The organism is Sphingomonas sp. OTU376, from assembly GCF_038440415.1.
In the GTDB taxonomy this organism is placed as follows: Bacteria; Pseudomonadota; Alphaproteobacteria; order Sphingomonadales; family Sphingomonadaceae; genus Sphingomonas; species Sphingomonas kyeonggiensis_A.
Genome location: NZ_JASATQ010000009.1, coordinates 1 through 16,430 on the forward strand (window position 1 = coordinate 1; position 16,430 = coordinate 16,430).

The 16,430-nt window shown below is 65.6% G+C and carries 18 protein-coding genes; 7 read left to right on the plus strand and 11 right to left on the minus strand.

Translation table 11 applies throughout. The annotated features are described in order from the left end of the window. Positions 1–198: 198 nt before the first annotated feature. From AAHM44_RS05820 to AAHM44_RS05850, 7 genes are all read right to left on the minus strand, one after another. A complete protein-coding gene (locus AAHM44_RS05820) occupies positions 199–342 on the minus strand; it encodes a hypothetical protein (RefSeq protein ID WP_342249338.1) in 144 nt (47 codons plus the stop codon). A gap of 141 nt (positions 343–483) precedes the next feature. After that, positions 484–1,098, minus strand: coding sequence for an opacity protein (locus AAHM44_RS05825; protein WP_342249339.1), 615 nt, complete (start codon positions 1,096–1,098; stop codon positions 484–486). A gap of 201 nt (positions 1,099–1,299) precedes the next feature. Beyond that, the gene (locus AAHM44_RS05830) at positions 1,300–1,668 is read right to left on the minus strand and encodes a hypothetical protein (protein WP_342249340.1); all 369 of its coding nucleotides are present in this window, start codon (positions 1,666–1,668) and stop codon (positions 1,300–1,302) included. Further along, positions 1,668–2,213 carry a hypothetical protein gene (locus tag AAHM44_RS05835; protein ID WP_342249341.1) on the minus strand — a complete coding sequence of 182 codons (546 nt, stop codon included), beginning with the start codon at positions 2,211–2,213 and terminating at the stop codon, positions 1,668–1,670. Before AAHM44_RS05835 ends, AAHM44_RS05830 begins: the two co-directional genes overlap by 1 nt. Before the next feature lie 21 nt (positions 2,214–2,234). Further along, positions 2,235–3,293 carry a ribonucleotide-diphosphate reductase subunit beta gene (locus tag AAHM44_RS05840; RefSeq protein WP_342249342.1) on the minus strand — a complete coding sequence of 353 codons (1,059 nt, stop codon included), beginning with the start codon at positions 3,291–3,293 and terminating at the stop codon, positions 2,235–2,237. Positions 3,294–3,351: 58 nt separating this feature from the next. Further along, positions 3,352–3,573: a hypothetical protein gene (locus AAHM44_RS05845; RefSeq protein WP_342249343.1), complete on the minus strand. Its 222-nt coding sequence runs from the start codon at positions 3,571–3,573 to the stop codon at positions 3,352–3,354. Further along, positions 3,570–3,902: a hypothetical protein gene (locus AAHM44_RS05850; RefSeq protein WP_342249344.1), complete on the minus strand. Its 333-nt coding sequence runs from the start codon at positions 3,900–3,902 to the stop codon at positions 3,570–3,572. The genes AAHM44_RS05845 and AAHM44_RS05850 overlap by 4 nt, the downstream gene beginning before the upstream one ends. A gap of 101 nt (positions 3,903–4,003) precedes the next feature. Here AAHM44_RS05850 and AAHM44_RS05855 point away from each other — a divergent pair, with 101 nt between their 5' ends. Next, on the plus strand, positions 4,004–4,267 hold the full coding sequence (locus tag AAHM44_RS05855) for a DUF2171 domain-containing protein (RefSeq protein WP_184161445.1): 264 nt from the start codon (positions 4,004–4,006) through the stop codon (positions 4,265–4,267). A gap of 2 nt (positions 4,268–4,269) precedes the next feature. On the opposite strand, the gene AAHM44_RS05860 is transcribed toward AAHM44_RS05855, so the two are convergent. Beyond that, the gene (locus AAHM44_RS05860; RefSeq protein ID WP_269573847.1) at positions 4,270–4,749 is read right to left on the minus strand and encodes an endonuclease domain-containing protein; all 480 of its coding nucleotides are present in this window, start codon (positions 4,747–4,749) and stop codon (positions 4,270–4,272) included. Positions 4,750–4,813: 64 nt separating this feature from the next. Next, on the minus strand, positions 4,814–6,763 hold the full coding sequence (locus tag AAHM44_RS05865) for a ribonucleoside-diphosphate reductase subunit alpha (protein WP_184161451.1): 1,950 nt from the start codon (positions 6,761–6,763) through the stop codon (positions 4,814–4,816). A 683-nt stretch (positions 6,764–7,446) separates the two neighbouring features. Here AAHM44_RS05865 and AAHM44_RS05870 point away from each other — a divergent pair. From AAHM44_RS05870 to AAHM44_RS05880, 3 genes are all read left to right on the plus strand, one after another. Further along, positions 7,447–9,111 (plus strand): MFS transporter, encoded by a 1,665-nt coding sequence (locus AAHM44_RS05870; protein ID WP_342249345.1) that lies wholly within the window; start codon positions 7,447–7,449, stop codon positions 9,109–9,111. Continuing rightward, the gene (locus AAHM44_RS05875; RefSeq protein WP_342249346.1) at positions 9,111–10,235 is read left to right on the plus strand and encodes an HlyD family secretion protein; all 1,125 of its coding nucleotides are present in this window, start codon (positions 9,111–9,113) and stop codon (positions 10,233–10,235) included. The genes AAHM44_RS05870 and AAHM44_RS05875 overlap by 1 nt, the downstream gene beginning before the upstream one ends. Positions 10,236–10,303: 68 nt before the next feature. Continuing rightward, positions 10,304–11,974, plus strand: a complete 1,671-nt coding sequence (locus tag AAHM44_RS05880; protein ID WP_269573844.1) for an amidase — start codon at positions 10,304–10,306, stop codon at positions 11,972–11,974. A gap of 19 nt (positions 11,975–11,993) precedes the next feature. Here the strand turns inward: AAHM44_RS05880 and AAHM44_RS05885 are convergent, their stop codons facing one another. Then, positions 11,994–12,455, minus strand: coding sequence for a DUF2721 domain-containing protein (locus AAHM44_RS05885; protein WP_184161462.1), 462 nt, complete (start codon positions 12,453–12,455; stop codon positions 11,994–11,996). A gap of 45 nt (positions 12,456–12,500) precedes the next feature. Here AAHM44_RS05885 and AAHM44_RS05890 point away from each other — a divergent pair, with 45 nt between their 5' ends. The 3 genes from AAHM44_RS05890 to AAHM44_RS05900 all read left to right on the plus strand — a co-directional run bounded on the left by AAHM44_RS05890 (position 12,501) and on the right by AAHM44_RS05900 (position 15,064). Continuing rightward, positions 12,501–12,854, plus strand: coding sequence for an STAS/SEC14 domain-containing protein (locus tag AAHM44_RS05890; RefSeq protein WP_342249347.1), 354 nt, complete (start codon positions 12,501–12,503; stop codon positions 12,852–12,854). Positions 12,855–13,081: 227 nt separating this feature from the next. Further along, positions 13,082–14,263, plus strand: coding sequence for a GNAT family N-acetyltransferase (locus AAHM44_RS05895; protein ID WP_184161467.1), 1,182 nt, complete (start codon positions 13,082–13,084; stop codon positions 14,261–14,263). A gap of 102 nt (positions 14,264–14,365) precedes the next feature. Then, positions 14,366–15,064, plus strand: a complete 699-nt coding sequence (locus tag AAHM44_RS05900) for a Crp/Fnr family transcriptional regulator (RefSeq protein WP_184161470.1) — start codon at positions 14,366–14,368, stop codon at positions 15,062–15,064. A gap of 119 nt (positions 15,065–15,183) precedes the next feature. Here AAHM44_RS05900 and AAHM44_RS05905 read toward each other — a convergent pair whose 3' ends face one another. After that, positions 15,184–16,413: an aminotransferase class V-fold PLP-dependent enzyme gene (locus AAHM44_RS05905; protein WP_342249348.1), complete on the minus strand. Its 1,230-nt coding sequence runs from the start codon at positions 16,411–16,413 to the stop codon at positions 15,184–15,186. Positions 16,414–16,430: the final 17 nt, after the last annotated feature.

Here is a 16,430-nt window from a genome sequence, read left to right on the forward strand (position 1 = left end):
CTGGCAGGGCACCCCCCCCCCTAGCCCGGGGCCCCAAACCCCCCCCCCCCCACCCGCGGGGCCCCGCGCCCCCCCGCCACCGGCCTCAAAACCCGGGGCCCCGGGTTTGCGCGGGGGCCCAGAAGGGGGTGAATACCGAAAAGGGCGCGACGGCCGGATAGTGGCGGGCGAACCGGGTGGCCCGCCCGCCCGCGCGGATCAGCCCATCGGCATGTCGACGCAGATCAGCTTGCCCAGCACGTAGAAGCAGCCCGGCGGGAGCGGATCGTCGAACGCCAGGGCGACCGAGGGCGCGAGGGCCGACAGCGCGAACAGCGCGGCAACTGCGATCTTCTTCTTCATCGATGCACTCCTCCGATTGGTGGAGCGATCAGGCTATCGGCTGCGGGGGCCGGCTCAAGCGGCCGGGGCCGATACCGACAGGTTTATTGGCACCGAAACGGGGGCGGCGCGGGCCGGAGCCCTGCGCCGCCTTTTCGGGACTTAGAAGTGCGCGATCACGCCGGCCATCGGGCGGAAGCTCTTGGCGTCGCCGAAGGTGTTGATCTCCATGCGCAGGCGCACGCCGCTATTGCCGGTGAGGCCGCCCAGGCCGATGTCCTTGGGGCCGACCTCGACGCCGGCGCCATAGGTCATCGCGTGGAAATCGCGGCTATTGTCGCCGAGCGCGGCGAAATTGACCCATTGATAGCCGACCTTGCCATAAATCATGCCGCTCTCGCCCGCGCGCAGGCCGAAGCGGCCGGCGGCGCCATATTCCCAGTCGATATCGCCCTTGAAGCCCTTCACGACATTGCCTTCGGCGCCGATGAAGACCGGGCCAAGCGGCACGTTGATGCCGGCGACGCCCTGGACGAGGCCGCCGTCATAGGCCTTGCCATCGGCCGGGAGCGGGATGCCGGCATTGGCCTGCTCGTCGAACCGCTCATAGCCGCCAAGGATGCCGACATAGGGCTCGATCCCGAAGGCGCGGGTGCCGTCGGGCGCGGTCTCGGCGACGCTGGTGGTGGTGGCGGTGCTGTCCGTGTCCTGCGCCTGGGCGGCGGGGACGGCGAAGGGCAGCGCGGCGAATGCCGCGGCGGCGAGGATGTTACGCATGTTGGGGGAAACCTCGTGATTACTTCAGACACACGCCCCGCCAATGCCGCCCTGGATACGCGGGCGCTGGCGGCGGGGCTGTATGGGAAATGCGCGAGGAGTCAGTAGGTTGCGGGGTGGGTTTGATTGCGGTGGGGGTGTTGCTTGGGGGACACGGTTGGAAATACCAGCCATCACAACCCAAACATATTGCCACCCGTATTATTCACCACCTAGCCCCCGAAGGATATCATCAAGCGCTTTATCGGCACCAACAGCCTTCCTCCGAGCTGACCGGCGGAGAACAGACATCAACTGATAGTAATTAGCAATACCCTCGTAACCATCAACCATATCTGTTATATCTGTGTCGTTAAAACTATCCACAATCTGATCAGAACTATCTTTTAGCTCCAATATCTCAAGGGGCTCACCATCCGCATCCCTAGTATATTTCAGATATACGTATCTACCAGAAAGCGTACAATATAGATCGTTATTAAAACCAATTTCCCAATCAACATCACCAGACATCGTCTTTTCAAAAAGACGGCGCACGAGAGTTTGATATTTTTCCTTGAGCGTGGCCATCATCCAATATCCTTTTCAAGGATAATCTTAATCGCCGACAAGGTCTCGTAATTAGACCTAATTGTAGAAGCGACCTTCACTGCGTTAGGAAACGCGCCCTTGCCAGCAAGGGCTGCATCAACCTTATTACAAAACGAAGTAGTATGCTCAGATATCTGGCGTATCTGATCCATCATACCTTCAGACAATCCTAAAGATGCATGTTGAACCCGAATCATAGCCTTCCTCGCAAGGTCGTAGCTATCCGATGCATGCCTCCAACTTTCAGCTTCCAAGTGCCGCTTACAGGCATCCATGGCGAATTCCGCCTCGGATATATCTCGATAAGCGCTGTACCTATCCAATTTAAACCGGAACGATTGAACAGCGTCTTTCGCCGCATCTGCCGCTGTGGTTGCTTGGTCTGCTGATCGCTTTGCATCTTTCGCCTGCAAATACGTTAGCCTTAGCCCCCACACGGTTAGTCCGAAGCCAAGAATTCCCAGAGCCAAGCCGACAAGGCCAAGTGATGCCGAACCGGCTGGGCTTATTAGCCAGTTCCACATCGAATTCGCCTCGTCTTCCCTTTACTCCGCCGCAACCCCGGACCCCGAGAACATGTCCGGCCCGCCTTCGGCCGCGTCCTCATTGGCCACCGGGGTGGCCTTGGCCTTCTGGCGCTTGTCGAACGAATCCCAGACCTCGCCCCAGTTGCCGCGGGTCGCTGCCTTTGAATATTCGGTGGCGCGGGTCTCGAAGAAGTTGGCGTGCTCGACGCCGTTGAGCAGCGGGGCGAGCCAGGGGAGCGGGTGCTCCTCGACCATGTAGATCGGCTTCATGCCGAGCTGGCCCAGGCGCCAGTCCGCGATGTAGCGGACATACTTCTTGATCTCCTTGGGCGTCATGCCGTTGACCGGGCCCATCTCGAAGACGAGGTCGATGAACGCGTCCTCGATGCGCACCGTCTTCTGGCACATGTCGAGGATGTCGTCGCGGACCGCGGGGGTGAGGCAGTTGCGCTCCTTGCAGAAGGCGTGGAACAGCTTGATGATGCCTTCGCAGTGCAGGCTCTCGTCGCGGACCGACCAGCTGACGATCTGGCCCATGCCCTTCATCTTGTTGAAGCGCGGGAAGTTCATCAGCATCGCGAAGCTGGCGAAGAGCTGCAGCCCTTCCGTGAAGCCGCCGAACATGGCGAGCGTCTTGGCGATATCCTCGTCGCTGTCGACGCCGAAGGTGCTGAGATAGTCATGCTTGTCCTTCATCTCCTTGTACTGGAGGAAGGCGGCATATTCGGTCTCGGGCATGCCGATCGTGTCGAGCAGGTGCGAATAGGCGGCGATGTGGACCGTCTCCATGTTGCTGAACGCGGTCAGCATCATCTTGATCTCGGTCGGCTTGAACACGCGGCCGTATTTCTCGTGGTAGCAATCCTGCACCTCGACATCGGCTTGGGTGAAGAAGCGGAAGATCTGGGTGAGCAGGTTGCGCTCGTGATCGGTGAGCTTCTGCGCCCAGTCGCGGCAATCCTCGCCCAGCGGCACTTCCTCGGGCAGCCAGTGGATCTGCTGCTGGCGCTTCCAGAAATCGAACGCCCAGGGATATTCGAAGGGCTTGTAGGTCTTGCGGGCTTCGAGAAGCGGCATGGGAGTTACTCCGGGATGAACTTGGGAAAGGAAGGAAGGGCGGGCGCGAGCGGGGCGGTCATGCCGCGCCTCCCGCCAGGGTGAAGACGGCGGCGAAACCGCCGAGGAACAGGCCGAGCGCGAGCAGCATCATGCCGGCGATGCGCAGGGCGTAGGTGGTGGCCTCCGCCTCGGGCAGGCCGAGCGCGGCGCGCGCCGTGGCGGGCCTCACCAGCGTGGTGAGGCCGGCGGCGCCCGCGGCTCCGGCGATGCCGGCCATCAAGGCGAGGCTGCGGGTCATTCGTGGTCGATCACCGTGGTGTCGCCGCGGCGGACGGTGCGGTCGCGGTAGACGACCCTGGTCACCCGGGTGCCGCGATTGGCGCCGACGCCGAACACGCAGATGCCGAGGAAATAGCCGAAATCATACCAGCCGCCATTGTTGGGCACGGCATAGACCGCGACGTCGGGCACGATCAGCGAGAGGAACCACGCCACCGGGAAGATGAAGCCGTGCCAGAGGCCGAGCAGGAAGCCCGGCGCCTCGGGCTGGACGGCCGTGGGTATCTGCTTCGCGCAGGCGGCGAGCAGCAGGAAGGCGGCGACGGACAGAGTGCGGAACGGCTTCATGCAATCCCCCGAACGGGTGAGTGACAGGCTGCACGCGCGGCTGCATCGTTTCCCCGCCGCGCGCGTTGAGCGTGCGAAACCGTCCCCCAAGGAGAATGGCGATGACCGACGTGAGTGCAATCAAGGAGCATATGGAAGTGATCGGCGCCGACGGCGTCCATGTCGGTACCGTCGACCATGTCGAAGGCGAGCGCATCAAGCTCACCAAGAAGGATAGCGGGGCCGAGATCGAGGGCGCCGAGGGCTCGCATGCCGGGCACCACCACTACATCTCGCTCGGCCTGGTCGCCGGCGTGGAAGGCGATCAGGTCCGCCTGAGCGCGAACGCCGATGTGGCGGTCGAGATCTTCGAGGAAGAAGCCTGAGCTCAAAACCCCTCTCCCTTTGGGAGAGGGGCAAGCCGCGAAGCGGCGCGGGGTGAGGGTGAGCGCGATGCAGCTTGCGATTGGCGACCCTCACCCTTCCCACTCGGCTTCGCCGAGCGGGCCCCTTCCCTCTCCCAAAGGGAGAGGGAAATTTGGGCGATCACGCCGTCGGCGTTTTCCAGCACATCGTTGTTCCAGAACCGCAGCACGCGATAACCCTCGGACTCGATAAAGCGCGTGCGGCGCGCATCATATTCGACGGCCTCCGCATGCTGGCCGCCATCCACCTCGATCACCAGACGCTCGGCGAAGCAGAGGAAATCGACGCGATATGGCCCGACCGGGGCCTGAAACCGCCACTTCCTGTCGGGAAAGGCAGTGCGCAGCGCGCGAAGCAACCTCTTCTCAGCTTCCGTGGCACCCCGCCGCAACTCTCGAAGCTGCGGCACCGTGCCTGACGGTTGATCCTGATAGAGGCGCACTCGCCCTCACCCTTCCGCCGCTTCGCGGCTCCCTCCCTCTCCCAGAGGGAGAGGGATTATTGCCTCACTGGCACGCCAGGCATTCGTCGTAATCGGTCGACTCGCCCAGGTTGAACTGCGGCTTGTCGATCGTGTTGTCGGCTTCCACGCCGCCCGCGAAGCCGGCGCGCTGCACCGACTTGGAACGCAGATAATAGAGCGACTTGATGCCGAGCTCCCAGGCGCGGAAGTGGAGCATCAGCAGGTCCCACTTCTCGACATCGGCCGGGATGAACAGGTTCAGCGACTGCGCCTGGTCGATATAGGGCGTGCGGTCGCCGGCGAGTTCGAGCAGCCAGCGCTGATCGATCTCGAAGCTCGTCTTGTAGACGTCCTTCTCTTCCGGCGTGAGAAAGTCGAGGTGCTGGACCGAGCCGCCCTGCTCGAGGATCGAGTTCCACACCGCATCCGAGTTCTTGCTCTTCTCCGAGAGCAGCTTCTCCAGATACGGGTTCTTGACCGAGAAGGAGCCCGACAGCGTCTTGTGCGTGTAGATGTTGGCCGGGATCGGCTCGATGCAGGCCGAGGTGCCGCCGCAGATGATCGAGATCGACGCGGTCGGCGCGATCGCCATCTTGCACGAGAAACGCTCCATCACGCCCATGTCGGCCGCGTCCGGGCACGGGCCGCGCTCGACGGCGAGCGCCATCGAGGCCTGATCGACCTGCGCCTTGATGTGCTTGAACATCCGCAGGTTCCAGCTCTTGGCCATGGCGCCTTCGAACGGGATGCCGCGTGCCTGGAGGAAGGAGTGGAAGCCCATCACGCCGAGGCCGACGCTACGCTCGCGGCTGGCCGAATAGGCGGCCTTCTCCATGCCGGGCTCGGCGCGGTCGATATAATCCTGCAGGACGTTGTCGAGGAAGCGCATCACGTCCTCGATCAGGTTCTTGTCGTCCTTCCACTGATCCCAGGTTTCCATGTTGAGCGACGAGAGGCAGCACACGGCGGTGCGCTCATTGCCCAGATGGTCCTTGCCCGTCGGCAGCGTGATTTCCGAACAGAGGTTCGAGGTCGAGACCTTGAGGCCCAGATCACGGTGATGCTTGGGCATGTTCGAGTTCACGTGATCGCTGAACACGATGTACGGCTCGCCGGTGGCGAGACGGGTCTCGACCAGCTTCTGGAACAGAGCGCGCGCATCGACCTTGCCGCGCTCGGACTGGTCCTTGGGCGAACGCAGCACCCACTCCTCGCCGTTGCGCACCGCTTCCATGAACGCGTCGGGGATCAGCACGCCGTGGTGCAGGTTCAGCGCCTTGCGGTTGAAGTCGCCCGACGGCTTGCGGATCTCGAGGAACTCCTCGATCTCCGGGTGCGAGATGTCGAGATAGCAGGCGGCCGAACCGCGGCGCAGCGAGCCCTGCGAGATCGCCAGCGTCAGCGAATCCATCACGCGGACGAACGGGATGATGCCCGAGGTCTTGCCGTTGAGGCCGACCGGCTCGCCGATGCCACGCACCGAACCCCAATAGGTGCCGATGCCGCCGCCGCGCGAGGCCAGCCAGACATTCTCGTTCCAGGTGTCGACGATGCCGTTCAGGCTGTCCGGCACCGAATTGAGGAAGCAGGAGATCGGCAGGCCGCGGCCGGTGCCGCCGTTCGACAGAACGGGAGTGGCGGGCATGAACCACAGCTTCGAGATATAGTCGTAGATGCGCTGGGCGTGCGCCTGATTGTCGGCATAGGCCGAGGCGACGCGCACGAACAGGTCCTGGAAATTCTCGCCAGGCAGCAGATAGCGGTCGCGCAGCGTTTCCTTGCCGAACTCGGTGAGCAGCGCGTCACGCGAATGATCGACCTCGACATCATACGCACGCGGCGCGACGGTCTTGGAATCGGTCTTCTTGCGCAGCTTGGGCGCGGCCTTCTCGGCAGCGGCCTTGGCTGCCGCATCCGTGGCGGCCTTGACGGCAGCGGTGGGGGCTTCGGCGACGGTATCGTTCACGCTGTTTTCCGTGTCCCTGAATTCCATGACAACACCCCTGATAAAGCTTCACGCGCCTCTCGCATTGGAGAGACATCAAATCCCGACTCAAGGGGCGCCGATACTATCACCGGCTCGGTCGATCGCGAAGAACAAAACATGTCCATCACACCTCGTCCCAGGCACGAGTCGACCCCTTCCGCATATGGGTATGCGGCGGAGAGTCCACCAGTGCTTGAGCTTGCCCCTCAGTGCAACCACAACAGATTGTGCCAAACCGAGTCCGGGCACAAGAGCCGAAATGGTTAATATCCACAACGCTTCGTCGCTAAAATGACTCGCTTCACAGCAGCTGCGCAACTGCTGCAATGCCGCGACGCGCGGACTTTCCTAGGGTTTCCGAAAGGCAAGGGAACGAACGCGGAACGTAAATTTTTTTAACGTGGAGGACTCATGGCGACCACAAGGGCTTGTGGTTGACCGTTCGGAAGCACCGCAGATGGTGGCTGTCCGATTGTTCCCGGCGAAAGCCGAAGCCCGGGGTCACACGCAGCATGGCAAAGAAACCCTGGGCCCCGGCTTTCGCCGGGGAACCGGGTGCCCGGATGCCCGCTCACCCCAATGAGCGACGGCGTACTACACCGCGCGGCAATTGCTGATTGCGCCGCAGCCATGCGACTATACCAAGGTGCGCTTGCGGATCGTTCCGCCGCATGCGGAATTATATCGGGATGGCAACGAACGGGGCAGAAGCGGAGGATCGGGACGCCTGGCAACCGGCGCCGCACGAACGCTCGCCCATCCCCGGATCGCCGCCCACCCCCTGGCACCCGCTGTCGCGGCGCATCGCCTATTTCTCGGTAGCGGTGCTGGTGGTGATTTCGGGCTCGCTGGGCAATGCGATCGTCACCGCCAACCTGACCACGCTGCAGGGATCGCTGGGGCTCTATTCGGCCGAGATCCAGTGGCTGCCGACCGCCTATGTGATGACCAATGTCTGCGCCAACATGGTGCTCATCAAGTTCCGCCAGCAATTCGGCATAAGGCTGTTCACCCAGATCTTCCTGATCGCCTTCGCGCTGACCACCGCCTCGCACCTGCTGGTCCACAGCTTCGCCAGCGCCGTCGCGGTGCGCGCGATCAGCGGGATCGCGGCGGCGGCATGCAGCACGGTGGGGCTGCTCTACATGGTGCAGGCCTGGACGCCCGAGCACCGGCTGAAGGGCATCGTGCTCGCCGTATCGCTGCCGCAGATCGCCGTGCCGCTGGCCCGGCTGTTCCCCAGCGAGGCCTTCGAGCCCGATCGCTGGCAGACCATGTATCTGTTCGAGCTGGGGCTGGCGCTGTTCTGCCTGGCCGGGGTGCGGCTGCTGGTGCTGCCCCCGGTCGAGCGGATGAAGGCGTTCGAGCCGCTCGACTTCGTGACCTTCCCGATCTTCGCGGTGGGCATCGCATTGCTCTGCGCGGTGCTCGGGCTGGGCCGGTCGGTCTGGTGGTTCGAGGCGCCCTGGGTAGCGCCGGCGCTGATCGGGGCGATCGTGCTGATCCCGATCGCGGTGGTGATCGAGCATAACCGCAGCAATCCGCTGCTCAACACCCGCTGGCTGGGCAGTGGCGACATCGTGCGCTTCGCGCTCGTCTCGATCCTGACCCGGGTGGTGCTTTCGGAGCAGTCGATCGGGGCATCGGGCCTGCTGACCGTGCTCGGCATGGGCAATGACCAGATGCGGATGCTCTATCTGGTGGTGCTGCTCGCCACGTTGGCCGGCATCGTGATCGGCGCGCTGACCATCGATCCCAATTTCCTGGGTGGGCCGATCCTGGTGGCGCTGGCGCTGATCTGCGTCGGTGCGCTGATCGATTCGGGATCGACCAGCCTGACCCGGCCGCACGACTTCTATTTCAGCCAGGCGCTGATGGGTTTCGCCAGCGCGCTGTTCATCGGCCCGGCGCTGCTGATCGGGCTGACCCGGGCGCTCAAGGAAGGGCCGACCCATTTCGTCAGCTTCTCGGCGCTGTTCGGCATCACCCAGAATCTGGGCGGGCTGTTCGGCAGCGCGATGCTCGGCACCTTCCAGGTGATCCGCGAGCATGCCCATAACAATGCGATCGTCGCGCAGCTGGCGGATGGTGACCCGCTGGTGGCGCAGCGGCTGCAGCAATATGCCGCCGCTTATGGTCGGGTGCTGATCGACCCGGCACTGCGCCAGGCCGAGAGCGCGGCGATCCTGACCCAGACAGTGACGCGCGAAGCCAATGTGCTCGCGTACAACGACACCTTCCTGCTGGTCGCGGCGATCGCGGCGGCGACGATCGTCTGGGCGAGTTTTCACATATTCCGGATCCGGCGCGAGAATCTGCGCCGGGCAGCGGAACAACAGGCGGGAGCATCCTGATGGCAGACGGGCAAGAACCGGCCCCTCCGGCAACCAGCGAAGGCGCCGATCCGCCACCGGCGCCAGCGGCGGCCGCGCGGCGCTGGAAGCCGCCGAGGCTTTCCTGGCTCTCGATCGCGATCGCGGCGGCGCTGATCCTGATCGGCGTGACCGCGGTGCTGATGGCGTGGCAGGCATGGCCGTTCGGCGGGCGCAGCCAGTCGACCGAGAATGCCTATGTCCGCGGGCAGGTGACGATCATCAGCCCGCAGGTGAGCGGCTATCTGACCAGCGTGCCGGTACAGGATTTCGCGCGGGTGAAGGCCGGCGACGTGCTGGCGACGATCGACGACCGGATCTACGCCCAGCGGGTCGACCAGGCGAAGGCGAATGTCGCCAGCGCCGATGCGGCGCTCGCCAACAATCCGCAGCAGGTGGCGTCGAAGACCGCGACCCTGGGATCGCAGCAGGCAGCGGTCGCCTCGGCCCAGGCGCAACTCGCCAAGGCGCAGGCCGATTATGCCCGGATCGACGCGCTGGCGAAGGACGGCTTCGTCACGCGCAAGGACCGCGATGCGGCGCTCGCCACGCTGCGCACCGCCCAGTCGGCGGTGGCGCAGGCCCAGGCGGCGCGGACGGTGGCGACGCAGGACATCCGCAGCGTCGATGTGAGCAAAAGCGGGCTGGTCGCCTCGGTCGACGCCGCCAAGGCCGCGCTGCGCCTGGCCGAGATCGACCTGGCCAATACGGTGATCCGCGCCCCGGTGGCCGGGCAGCTGGGCGAGATCGGCGGACGGCAGGGGCAATATGTCACCGCCGGCACTCAGCTGATGGCGCTGGTGCCGCAGACGCTCTGGGTGACCGCGAACTTCAAGGAAGCGCAGACCGCGAAGATCCGGCCGGGCGCGAAGGCGAGCTTCAAGGTGGACGCGCTGGGCGGGGCGCGGCTGACCGGGGTGGTCGAGCAGCTGGCGCCGGCGGCGGGGTCGGAGTTCGCGGTGATCCGCAGCGACAATGCCACGGGCAATTTCGTGAAGATCCCGCAGCGGATCGCGGTGCGGATCCGGATCGACCCGGACCAGCCGCTGGCCGGCCGGCTGCGGCCGGGCATGTCGGTGGAGGCGAAGGTGGAGCTTGGGCGCTAGCGGCTACCCTTCCAGCGCGAGGAGTGGGGCGCTAAGGCTGGTCGCGAAACGAGATTCGGGGACGGCATATGCGCACGGGACTGACGGCTTTGGCGGTGGCACTTGCCTGGGCATCGCCCGCTTGGGCACAGGAAGCGCCCGCTCCGGCGCCCGGGGCCGCGCCGGTGATTACCCCGACGCCGCTGCCCGCCGACGCGGTGGTGGTCAGCACCGACGACAATCCGGCCAACCTTGTCGTCGAGAAGTCGATCGACGAGCTGCAGGCGATGCTCGCCGCCGGCAAGGTCGAGGCGTGGAAGCTCGCCGACCTCTATGTCGAGCGGATCGGCAAGGTGGACCGCGACGGGCCGACGCTGCGCTCGGTGATCGTCACCGCGCCGGCCAAGGACCTGCGCTATGACGGCCGCGCCAGCGACGACCGGCGCAAGGCGGGCAAGACGCTGGGGCCGCTCGACGGCATCCCGGTGCTGATCAAGGACAATATCGAGACGCAGAACATGCCCACCACCGCGGGCAGCCTGGCGCTTGCCAACAACGATACCGGCCGCGACGCGCCGCTGGTGGCGAAGCTGCGGGCGAAAGGCGCGGTGATCCTCGGCAAGACCAACCTCAGCGAATGGGCGAACATCCGCTCGAACCATTCGATGAGCGGGTGGAGCGCGGTCGGCGGGCTGGTCAGGAACCCCTATGCGCTCGATCGCTCGGCCTGCGGCTCGTCGAGCGGTTCGGGCGCGGCGGTGGCGGCAAGCCTCGCGGCGGCGGCGGTGGGCACCGAGACCGACGGATCGGTGGTGTGCCCTGCGGCGATGAACGGGCTGGTGGGCCTCAAGCCCACGCTCGGCCTGATCAGCCGCACCGGGGTGGTGCCGATCAGCCATAGCCAGGATACGCCCGGGCCGATGGCGCGGACGGTCAAGGACGCGGCGATCCTGTTCGGCGCGATGATCGGCAGCGACCCCGGCGATCCGGCGACCAAGGATGCCGACAAGCACAAGGCGGACTATGCCGCCGGCCTCAGCCCCGATGCGCTGAAGGGCATGAAGATCGGCTATTGGAAGCCCGAGATGGCCGCCGACCTCGCCGCGCGCTTCGACAAGGCGCTCGAGGAGCTTACCGCGGCGGGCGCGGTGCTGGTCGAAGTGAAGATGCCCGAATTGAAGGGGCTGGGCGAGGCCGAGGGGCTGGTGCTCTACACCGAGCTCAAGGCCGACATGGCGGCCTATCTCGCCACCACGCCGGCCAGCGTGGGCCCGAAGACGCTCGCCGACCTGATCGCGTTCAACGAAGCGAACAAGGCGAGCGAGATGCCGTTTTTCGGGCAGGAGACCTTCCTCAAGGCCGAGAAGACCAAGGGGCTCGACGATCCCGACTACAAGGCGGCGCGCGAGAAATCGGCACGGATGGCGGGACCGGAGGGGATCGACGCGATGCTGGCCGCCGGTGGCGTGCAGATCCTCGTCACCCCGACCTATGGCACGCCCTGGCTGAGCGATCCGGCCCATGGCGACCAGTTCCAGGGTCCTTCGGCGAGCGAATTGCCGGCGGTGTCGGGCTATCCGCACCTCACCGTGCCGATGGGGCTGGTGAACGGGTTGCCGGCCGGGCTTTCGTTCATCGGCACGGCCTATTCGGACGGGCTGCTGCTCATGGCCGGCTATGCCTATGAGCAGGCCACGCACGCCCGGGTGGTGCCGCAATATCTGCCGACGATCCCGGCGGACCTGGGGCCGCGCAAGTAACCCGTCGCCCCGGCGACGGTTACCGCTTCTTCTCGAGCTCGAGAAGTTCCTCGCGCACATGGATCGCCTCGAGCGACATGCGCACCTCGACCAGGAAATAGATCAGCCCGGCCATCAGGAGGAGCATCGAGATGATGAAGCTCGACGCCACCCAGATGCCGACATGGAGATTGGTCAGCCGCGCGACGAACATCATCGCGACGACGAGACAGATCGCCAGCGCGCTGGCGGTGCACAGGAAGATCGCGTTGTTGATGACCGAGATGCGGCGATCGATGATGCGCAGTTCCCAGACATGGCGGTCATGCTCGGGCCCGGTCGAGCGCGGGTGAAGCTGCTCGATGTTGCGCGCGCGATCGACGATCCGGGCAAGCCGCCCGACCATCACGTTGAGGAACGCCCCGATGCCCGCGAGCAGGAACACCGGTGCGATCGCGGCCTGGATGGTCTCGGAGACCGTGGAGAGATAGGGGCCTTCCATCGTTATCCTTATGCCGGGTGCGAAACGAGGAGTGAAGACGCGATGATGACCTTCGAGACCGATACGCAGGCAGGCGTCGTCGAGTTCCTTGTCGATGGCGGTGTGACCCGCGCGGACTATGATGCGGGCGTAGCCGCGATGGAAGCGGTGATCGCGGACAAGGGCAGCCTTTCGGCGCTTGCGGTGATCCGTAATTTCTCCATGGAGCTGGGCGCCTGGTGGAAGGACATAAGCTGGGGCGCCACGCACATGGGCAAGATCCGCCGCGCCGCGATCGTCACCGACAGCGGCTGGATCGAAATGGCGACCCGGGCAGGCAGCATGATGGTCTCGGCCGAGGTGAAGCTGTTCAAGCCCGATGCGGTGGAGGAGGCGCGGGGCTGGGTGCGGGAGGGCTGAGGGGCATCCAGGTGCAACCTAATCCTCCCCCGGAGGGGGAGGGGGACCGCCGCGAAGCGGTGGTGGAGGGGTAGCGCGCCTCAAGCTTCAAAGCCCGTGGAGAATACCCCTCCACCAGCTTCGCTGGTCCCCCTCCCCCTCCGGGGGAGGATAGCAGTGGGATCCGGAACCACACGCCAAAACCCGTCATCACCGCTTGGTAACGGGTAGCGTAGTACAAGCACCGCATGTCGAAGCCGATGCTGCTCGAGGAATTCACGCGCCTGCCGCCGGCGCTCACCGTCGATTGCGTGGACGGCCTGTCCGGCGCGATCGACGCAGTAGCGACGCGCGCGGCGCCGTCGCACCGATTCCTGCGCTATGGCTGGTTCGCCGCGGGGCTGCGCGCCTATGGTGGCCATGCCCGCACGATCACCGTGTCGCGCGAGGGCGAACCCGTCGCCGCGCTGCCGATCGTCCCCGCCGGCCCGGCCTGGGCGAAGCTCGTCGCCATTCCAGGCTGCTACTGGCCGTTCCGCAGCTTTCCCGTGCGCGAGGATGCCGGAGTGGAAGCCGTCGAGGCCCTGCTCCCCCGCCTGGCCCGCGAGGCCCGGGCGCTGCGCGTCGGCCCGGTCTATGACGGCGATCCGGGACTGGAGTTGTTCAAGGAAGCAGCGCGCAACCAGGGCTGGGCGCTGCTCGACCGCTTCGTGGCGGACAGCTTCGCGCTCGATATTGCCGCCGAACGCGCCGAAGGCACCTGGCCGCGCAACTCGACGCTGAAGAAGAACCGCTTCCACGAGAAGCATCTCGGCAGCCATGGCGCACTCGACTGGAGCTTCGTCAGCGGTGGCGACTGGAACGCCGCCGCGTTCGATGCGCTTGCCGAGATCGAGGAGAAGAGCTGGATCGCGGCGCGGACCGACGGATCGGACGCCAAGTTCACCACGACCGGCCACGGCGCCTTCTGGCGCGCGGCGGCGGAGGATCCGGTGCTGGCCGGCATGATGTGGGCGGCGATGCTGCGCGTTGACGACGCACCTTCCGCCTTCTCGTTCGACATGAACGCCGGCGCACTCAAATACGCGATCGCCAACAGCTATGACCCAGCCTTCGCCAAGCATTCGCCGGGCAAGCTGCTCTATTATCGCAACCTGGTCCGCGCGATCGAGGACGGGATCAGCGATGTCGACTGGGGTGCGGGCGACAGCGGCTACAAGCAGGTGATCGGCGCGGCCAAGGGCCCGGCGATCCGCGACTGGCTGTTCGTGCGCCCGGGCATCGACGCGCTGGCCGGCAAGCTGCTGCGCGGCGCGTGGAAGCGCACCGGCAGAAGCGAGACAGGCTCAGCGCCGGCTGAAGCGGAGCGCGTCCTCGATGCTGAGAAAGGCGACGACGCCCGTGAAAAGCGCGAAGGCGCCGACGACTAGGTAGAGGAACATCGCATTGCTCCATGCTGGCAATGTGTTCGCCATGCCCCCTGGGACAATCCGCCGCTTTGACGATTCTCAAATGGCGGCCATAGTAGGGGCATGACCGCTGCCCATATCTGCTCCGACTGCGCCGTGCGCGACCGGGCGCTATGCGCCAGTCTCGACGACGCGGAATTGAACGCGCTCAACACGCTCGGCCAGCGTCGGACGCTGCAGCGTGGCCAGGCATTGATCTGGGCGGGCGAGGAAAGCCCGGTCTGCGCCAATCTGATCTCCGGTGTGCTCAAGCTGAGCGCGACCACCCCCGACGGGCGCGAACAGGTGGTGGGTCTGCTCTATCCCGCCGATTTCGTCGGCCGTCCCTGGGCCAACACCGCCGATTTCACAGTGACCGCACTGGGCGAGGCCGAGCTCTGCGTGTTCCCGCGCGGCCCGTTCGAGCGCGTCCTCGAGGATCATGTCCGCATGGAGCGGCTGCTGCTCCAGCGCACCCTCGCCTCGCTCGACGAGGCACGCGCCCGCATGCTGACGCTCGCCCGGCTCTCGGCACGCGAGAAGCTGGCGGGCTTCCTGCTCGACCTGGCCGATCGCTCGCATGGCTGCCGCGCCACCGCCTTCGGTCCGGTGACCTTCGACCTGCCGCTCACCCGCGGCGAGATGGCCGACGTGCTGGGGCTGACGATCGAAACGGTGAGCCGCCAGCTGAGCAAGCTCAAGGCGGAAGGCGCGATCAACCTGATGGGCGCGCGCGGGATCACGATCCGGGATCGCGCCAAGCTGGAGGCGAGCAGCCAATAGGCTGCCGCACCGGCGCCAATATCGTCATCCCGGCGCACGCCGGGACCTCAGGCGAAGGCGCCGGGAAGGAGCCGCACGAGATCCCTGCTTCGCCGGGATGATGGATGACGCGGCGCAGGCTAGCCCGCGATCTTCCGCAGCGCTTCCACGAAGCGATCGACCTCATCGATCGTCGTCGCCAGCGCCGGCGTCACCCGCACGCAGCTGCCCGAGGCCAGGCCGTCGCGATGGACGGTGAAGATGCCATGTTCGTCGAGCAGCCGCTTCGCCAGCGCGACATTGGCCGCATGGCTGGTCTGCCCCTTCAGCCGGAACGCCGTGATCGCGCCGAAGAAGAGAGGATCGTCGGGGGTGAGCACTTCGATCCCCTTCATCTCGCGCGCCAGCAGCGCCCAGCGACAGCGCAGCATCTGGAGACGGGCCGCCTTGGCCTTGATCCCGATGCTCTCATGAAAATCGAGCGCGGCCGGCACGGTGAGTTGCGCCGCGAAATCGAGCGTGCCGGTATGCACGCGGCTGCGGATGTCGGCCGGCTCCGCGCCGAGTTCGGCAGGGTCGACATCGATGTCCGCCAGCCGTCCGCCGCGGATCACGATCGCCCCGACGCCCAGCGGCGCGCCGAACCATTTGTGCAGGTTGATGCCGATGAAGTCGGCGCCGAGCTCCGGCAGCCTGAAATCGAGCTGGCCGACGCTGTGCGCGGCATCGACGATCACATCGATCCCGTGCAGCTCCGCCATCGCCGCGATGTCTGCGACCGGCAGGACCAGCCCGGTCCGGTGGCTGACATGGGTGAGCAGCACCATGCGCAGGTTCGGATGCGCGATGAACGCCTTGGCATAGGCATCGATCACCGACTGATAGGTGGCCGGCTCGGGCAGCGCGATCTTCACCACCTCCACTCCGCGCCGGGCGTGCAGGCTCTCCATGCAGGCCTGCATCGAATCATAATCGAGATCGGCATGGAGCACCGCGTCGCCGGGGCGCAGCTTGTTGTAGCCGAGGATCAGCGCGCGCATCGCTTCGGTGGCGTTGCGGGTGAAGGCGATCTCTCCCGTCGCCACGCCGAGCGTCGCGGCTACCCGGGCGCGGATCGCCTCGATCTCGCCGGGCATCTCGCGCCGGGCATAGAAGCTGGTGTCGCGGTTCACCCGCTCGACATTGGCACGATAGGCGGCAAGCACCGGCCGGGCCATCATGCCCCAATTGCCATGCTCGAGCTGCACGACCTTGCGGGTGATATCGTACTGGGCGGCGATCTTCAGCCAGCGCTCGTCATCGGCGGCGAAGGCGGGCACGGGAGCGACGGAAGCGGCGGCGGCGGCGCCGAGCAGGGTCCTGCGGTCCATCATCTCCCCTCCCCTGT